Source organism: Ideonella alba (assembly GCF_018069875.1).
Lineage (GTDB): Bacteria > Pseudomonadota > Gammaproteobacteria > Burkholderiales > Burkholderiaceae_C > Ideonella > Ideonella alba.
The window spans coordinates 203,229-209,393 of the sequence record NZ_JAGQDF010000011.1; the positions used below are offsets into that span (position 1 = coordinate 203,229).

6 protein-coding genes are annotated in these 6,165 nt (G+C 69.0%); 5 read left to right on the forward strand and 1 reads right to left on the reverse strand.

The window, feature by feature from the left end:
* Positions 1-7 precede the first annotated feature (7 nt).
* On the reverse strand, positions 8-952 hold the full coding sequence (locus KAK07_RS18485) for a LysR family transcriptional regulator (protein WP_210853132.1): 945 nt from the start codon (positions 950-952) through the stop codon (positions 8-10).
* Positions 953-1,078: 126 nt separating this feature from the next.
* Between KAK07_RS18485 and KAK07_RS18490 the strand changes: the two genes are divergently transcribed.
* From KAK07_RS18490 to KAK07_RS18510, 5 genes are all read left to right on the forward strand, one after another.
* Positions 1,079-2,176, forward strand: a complete 1,098-nt coding sequence (locus tag KAK07_RS18490; RefSeq protein ID WP_210862399.1) for a class 1 fructose-bisphosphatase — start codon at positions 1,079-1,081, stop codon at positions 2,174-2,176.
* A gap of 41 nt (positions 2,177-2,217) precedes the next feature.
* Positions 2,218-3,102, forward strand: coding sequence for a phosphoribulokinase (locus tag KAK07_RS18495; protein WP_210862401.1), 885 nt, complete (start codon positions 2,218-2,220; stop codon positions 3,100-3,102).
* Positions 3,103-3,263: 161 nt separating this feature from the next.
* Positions 3,264-5,318, forward strand: a complete 2,055-nt coding sequence (gene tkt, locus KAK07_RS18500; RefSeq protein ID WP_210862403.1) for a transketolase — start codon at positions 3,264-3,266, stop codon at positions 5,316-5,318.
* Between the two features lie 13 nt (positions 5,319-5,331).
* Positions 5,332-6,042, forward strand: a complete 711-nt coding sequence (locus KAK07_RS18505; protein ID WP_210862405.1) for an HAD-IA family hydrolase — start codon at positions 5,332-5,334, stop codon at positions 6,040-6,042.
* A 28-nt stretch (positions 6,043-6,070) separates the two neighbouring features.
* Positions 6,071-6,165: glyceraldehyde 3-phosphate dehydrogenase NAD-binding domain-containing protein (locus tag KAK07_RS18510; RefSeq protein WP_210862457.1), on the forward strand; the 95-nt coding region annotated here is incomplete at its 3' end.

The window sequence follows — 6,165 nt, forward strand, 5'->3', positions numbered from 1 at the left end:
GGCGGGCTCAGCCCTCGGCGGTTGGCTGCAGCCACGGCCGGTCGTGCTCGGCCAGGTAGTTCTCGCCCTCTTCGATGATGAAGTAGCGAAAGGCCTCGGCCGCAGGTGACAGCACCCGCGAGGGCAGGTGCACCACGTTCCAGGTGCGGATGACCGGCGTGTCTTCCACATGCACCAGCTCGATCTCGCCGGCCCGCAGCTCCAGCCCCAGCGTGTGCAGGCTCAGGAAGCTCAGGCCCATGCCGGCCATCACCGCCTGCTTGATGGTCTCGTTGCTGGGCATCTCCATGGCGATGCGCGGCTCCACGCGGTGGGCCTGGAAGAAGCGGTCCATCAGCGCGCGGGTGCCGCTGGCGGGCTCGCGCACGATCAGCGGGTAGTTGGCCAGCGCCGACACCGGCGGGTGGCCGCTGCGGAAGATCGGGTGCCGGGGCGGCGCCACGAAGACATGCGGATGGGCGGCAAAGGGCTCGGCGCGCGTGGCCAGCTCCTTCGGCGGGCGGCCCATGATGGCCAGGTCCACCTCGGCGGTGGCCATCAGCGCCACCAGTTGCTCGCGGTTGGAGCTGACCTGCAGCTTCACCTCCACGCCGGGGTGCTCCTCCCTGAACCGGGTCAGCAGGCGCGGCACGAAGTACTTGGCGGTGCTGACCATGCCCACGGTCAGGATGCCGGTCTCCAGCTTGCGAAAACGGGCCATCGCCACATCGGCGTCCTTCAGCGTGGCCAGCAGGCGCTTGGCGTAGACCAGGAAGTACTCGCCGGCGGTGGTCAGGCTGACCTTGCGGCCCTGGCGGTCGAACAGCGGCAGCTCGATCGCCGCCTCCAGTTCCTTGACCTGCATGGTCACCGCGGGTGGGGTCAGGTGCAGGGCTTCGGCGGCGCGGACAAAGCTCAGGTGGCGCGCCACCTCCGTGAAAACCCGGAGCTGGCGGAAGGTCACGGTCTTCATTAAGTTCTCCTGAATCAGGAGCCAAATATCAATGAATTTACCTTAAACGACCGCGTTTCTACATTCGGTCCTCATCGGCCTGTCCACACCAGGCCCCCGCCAAGAAGTGATCCCAGGAGACCCGCCATGCCACTGTCCAACCGCAGCACGCTGACCCAGTACCTGATCGAGGAGCGGCGCCGCTTTCCCGGGGCCAGCGGCGCGCTCAATGCGCTGATCCTGGACGTGGCGCTGGCCTGCAAGGCCATTGCCCGGGCCGTGGCCTTTGGCGAACTGGGCGGCACGATGGGCGACGCCATGCCCAGCGTGCAGGCTGGCCAGGTCAATGTGCAGGGCGAGGTGCAGAAGCGCCTGGACGTGATCAGCAACGAGGTCTTCATCCGCCGCAACGAGTGGAGCGGCCTGCTGGCCGGCATGGCCTCGGAAGAGATGGAGCTGCCCTACCAGATCCCCGCCAGCTACCCGCGCGGCAAGTACCTGCTGGTGTTCGACCCGCTGGACGGCTCCAGCAACATCGACGTCAACGTGTCGGTGGGCAGCATCTTCTCGATCCTGCGCGCGCCCGACGACGTGATCAAGAGCGGCCGCGACGTGACCGAGGCCGACTTCCTGCAGCCCGGCGCCACCCAGGTTGCCGCCGGCTATGCGCTGTACGGCCCCACGACGATGCTGATGCTCAGCGTGGGCAACGGCGTGGCCGGCTTCACGCTGAACCCCAACCTGGGCGAGTTCATGCTGACGCACAGCGATGTGCGCGTGCCCGAGGACACCCGCGAGTTCGCGATCAACGCCAGCAACAGCCGCTTCTGGGAGCCGCCGGTCAAGCGCTATGTGGACGAATGCCTGGCCGGCGCCACCGGCCCGCGCGGCAAGGACTTCAACATGCGCTGGATCGCCAGCATGGTGGCCGAGGCGCACCGCATCCTGATGCGCGGCGGCGTCTTCATGTACCCGCGCGACATGAAGGACCCGAGCAAGCCCGGCCGCCTGCGCCTGCTCTACGAGGCCAATCCGGTGGGCTTCCTGATGGAGCAAGCGGGTGGGCGCGCCTCCACCGGCCGCCAGCCGGTGCTCGGCGTCAAGCCCAGCGGCCTGCACCAGCGCATCGGCCTGGTGTTCGGCTCGAAGAACGAGGTCGAGCGCATCGAGCGCTACCACCACGAGCCGGCCGCCAAGGAGAGCGTGAATCCGCTCTTCTCAGAGCGCTCGCTGTTCCGCGACTGACGCACCGGCCCGCACCGCATTCGATTCACAGGAGACCCACCATGTCCGAAAGGCATCCGATCATCGCCATCACCGGCTCCTCCGGTGCCGGCACCTCGTCGGTGACCCGCACCTTCGAGAACATCTTCCGCCGCGAGGCCGTCACCGCCGCGGTGATCGAGGGTGACAGCTTCCACCGCTACGACCGCCTGGAGATGCGCAAGCGCCAGGCCGAGGCCGAGAAGGCGGGCGACAAGCACTTCAGCCACTTCGGCCCCGAGAACAACCTGTTTCCCGAACTGGAGCAGTTGTTCCGCAGCTACGGCGAAACCGGCACCGGCAAGCGCCGCAAGTACCTGCACGATCCGGTGGAGGCCGCGCCCTACAAGCAGGACCCCGGCACCTTCACGCCCTGGGAAGACCTGCCCGAGGGCACCGACCTGCTGTTCTACGAGGGCCTGCACGGCGCCGTGGTCACGCCCGAGATCAACATCGCCCGCCACCCCGACCTGCTGATTGGCGTGGTGCCGGTGATCAACCTCGAGTGGATCCAGAAGCTCTACCGCGACAAGAACGTGCGCGGCTACAGCGCCGAGGCGGTGACCGACACCATCCTGCGCCGCATGCCCGACTATGTGCACTACATCTGCCCGCAGTTCGCCCACACGCATGTCAACTTCCAGCGCGTGCCGGTGGTCGACACCTCCAACCCCTTCATCGCCCGTGACATTCCCACGCCGGACGAATCGATCTGCGTGATCCGCTTCTCCAACCCCAAGGGCATCGACTTTCCCTACCTGCTCAACATGGTCAACAACTCCTGGATGAGCCGGGCCAACACGCTGGTGGTGCCGGGGGGCAAGATGGAGCTGGCGATGCAGCTGATCTTCACGCCCTACATCTGGCGAATGATGGAGCGCCGCAAGCGCGCGCTCGGGGCGATCTAAGCCCCCCCGAAGCGTCCTGGCGGCCGCTTCCCCCCCCGGGGGCACCGCTGGCGGGCCGGCAGAGCCGGATCCGCGGTGGTCGCTGGACACGATGACTGCGGACCGCGGGTGCAGCCTGTCGCTGTGCTGGTGGACAACTTCCTTCTCTCTTGGAGCCGGTGATGGCATCGAACTCTTCGGACCGTGTGGTCCGTGCGGACAATGGGCAACGCCATGTGCTGGCCAATGCGCTGCGCGCGCTGGCGATGGACGCGGTGCAGCAGGCCAACTCGGGGCACCCGGGCGCGCCGATGGGCATGGCCGAGATGGCCGAGGCGTTGTGGCACCGCCATCTGAAGCACAACCCCTCCAACCCGCAGTGGTGGGACCGCGACCGCTTCGTGCTGTCCAACGGCCACGCCAGCATGCTGCTGTACGCGCTGCTGCACCTCACCGGCTACCCGCTGCCAATGGACGAGCTGAAGAAGTTCCGCCAGCGCGGCAGCCTCACCCCCGGCCACCCCGAGGTGGACCACACCCCGGGCGTGGAAACCACCACCGGCCCGCTGGGCCAGGGCATCACCAACGCGGTGGGCATGGCGCTGGCCGAGAAGCTGCTGGCCGACGAGTTCAACCGCCCCGGCCACACCCTCATCGACCACCGCACCTGGGTCTTCCTGGGCGATGGCTGCCTGATGGAAGGCATTAGCCAGGAAGCGATTTCTCTGGCGGGCGCCTGGAAGCTGGGCAAGCTGGTGGCGATGTACGACGACAACGGCATCAGCATCGACGGCGGTGTCACGCCCTGGTTTGCCGACGACACGGCAGCGCGCTTCCGCGCCTGTGGCTGGCACGTCATCGGCCCGGTCGATGGCCATGACGTGAACGCGTTGGACGCGGCCATCACCGCGGCCAAGGGTCAGAGTGCCCAGCCCACGCTGATCATCTGCCGCACCACCATTGGCAAGGGCTCGCCGGCCCGCGAAGGCACGGCCAAGGCGCACGGCGAGCCGCTGGGCGCCGCCGAGATCGCCGCCACCCGCGAGGCCCTGGGTTGGAGCGCCGCGCCTTTCGAGCTGCCGGCTGATGTGGCCGCCCAATGGGATGCGCGCGGCCGCGGCGCCGATGCGGAAGGCGAATGGCGTGCGCGCTGGGCGGCCTACCGCAAGCTCTTCCCGACCGAGGCGCGCGAGCTGGAGCGGCGCATGGCCGGCGAGCTGCCGCTGGGCTTCGAGGCCGACTGGATCAGCACCGTGGCTGCGGTGCAGCAGCGTGGCGAGACGGTGGCCTCACGCAAGGCCTCGCAGCAGGCGATTGCCGAGCTGGGCCCGCGCCTGCCCGAACTGCTGGGCGGCTCGGCCGATCTCACCGCGTCCAACCTGACCGACTGGCCGGGCTGTGGCGCCGTGCGTGGCGGTGAGCCGGGCGGGCGCCACATCAACTACGGCGTGCGCGAGTTCGGCATGTCGGCCATCATGAACGGCATCGCGCTGCATGGCGGGTTCATCCCCTTCGGCGGCACCTTCATGACCTTCAGCGACTACAGCCGCAACGCCATCCGCATGGCGGCGCTGATGAACCGTCGCGTGGTGCATGTGCTGACGCACGACTCGATCGGCCTGGGCGAGGACGGACCGACCCACCAGCCGGTGGAGCATGCGTCCAGCCTGCGCCTGATCCCCAACCTCGACGTCTGGCGCCCCTGCGACGCCGCCGAAACCTTCGTCGCCTGGGGCCACGCGCTGATGAGCCGCAGCCGACCCAGCGCGCTGCTGCTGTCGCGCCAGAACCTGCCGGCCCAGCCGCGCACGCCCGAGCAGACCGCGGCCATCCGACGCGGCGGCTACGTGCTGTCCGACCGCCCGCAGCCGCGCGCGGTGATCGTGGCCACCGGCTCCGAGGTGGCGCTGGCGATGCAGGCGCAGGCGCTGCTGGACGAGCGCGGCGTGGCGGTGCGGGTGGTCTCGATGCCCTCGACCACGGTCTTCGACCAGCAGGACAGCGCCTGGCGCCAGGCGGTGCTGGGCCGCCACCTGCCGCGCGTGGCGGTGGAGGCGGGCAGCAGCAAGCTGTGGGCGGCGTACGGCTGCCAGGCGGTGCTGGGCATCGACCGCTTCGGCGAATCGGCCCCAGGCCCCACCCTGATGAAAGCCTTCGGCTTCACCGCCGATCACCTCGCGGCCCTGGTGGCCGAGGAGATCGAGCGCGAGCCGCAGATCGAGCGATCTTCCAACTGACCGGGGCCCTGCCATGCGCTACAGCGTCATCACTTTCGACCTCGACGGCACGATGGTCGACACCGCCGACGAGATTGCCGAAGCGGCCAACCGCACGCTGGCCGAGTTCGGCGTGCCGCGCCAGGACCCGGCGATGATCACCGGCTTCATCGGCCACGGCGCGCGTCACATGATGATGCGGCTGATGGCCCATGTGCTGCTGGAGCAGCCCGAGCGCGCCGACACCTTGCGCCCCGATGCGGTGCTGGCCCGGCTGGACGCCCACTACGGCGCCACCGCGGGCCTCACCGCCAAGCCCTACCCGGGCTGCCGTGACGCGCTGCGCACGCTGCGCGAGCACGGCGTGCGCGTGGCCTGCCTGACCAACAAGGAACACCGCTACGCCACCAAGGTGCTGCGCAGCTGCGGCCTGGCCGACATGCTGGACTACGTGGTCGGCGGCGACCTGCTGCCACAGAAGAAGCCCGACCCCGCCGGCCTGCACCATGTGCTGGGCGTGCTGGGCGGCCAGACCCACCGCGCCGCCCATGTGGGGGATTCGCGCACCGACGTCGAGACCGCGCGGGCTGCCGGTGCCGAGGCCTGGGCCGTGCCCTGGGGCTACAACAGCGGCGAGCCGATCCAGCTGGCGCACCCCGACCGCGTCTTCAACAGCCTGCCCGAGATCGCCGAACTGGTGGTCGAGGCCAACCGCGCCTGGGGCTACGCGCCCGCGCTGTCATGAATCCGCCTGAACTGACGAGACCCCACCCATGACCCTCAAGATCGGAATCAACGGCTTCGGCCGCATCGGCCGCATGGTGTTCCGCGCCGCCATCCAGAACTTCGCCAAGGACGTGCAGATCGT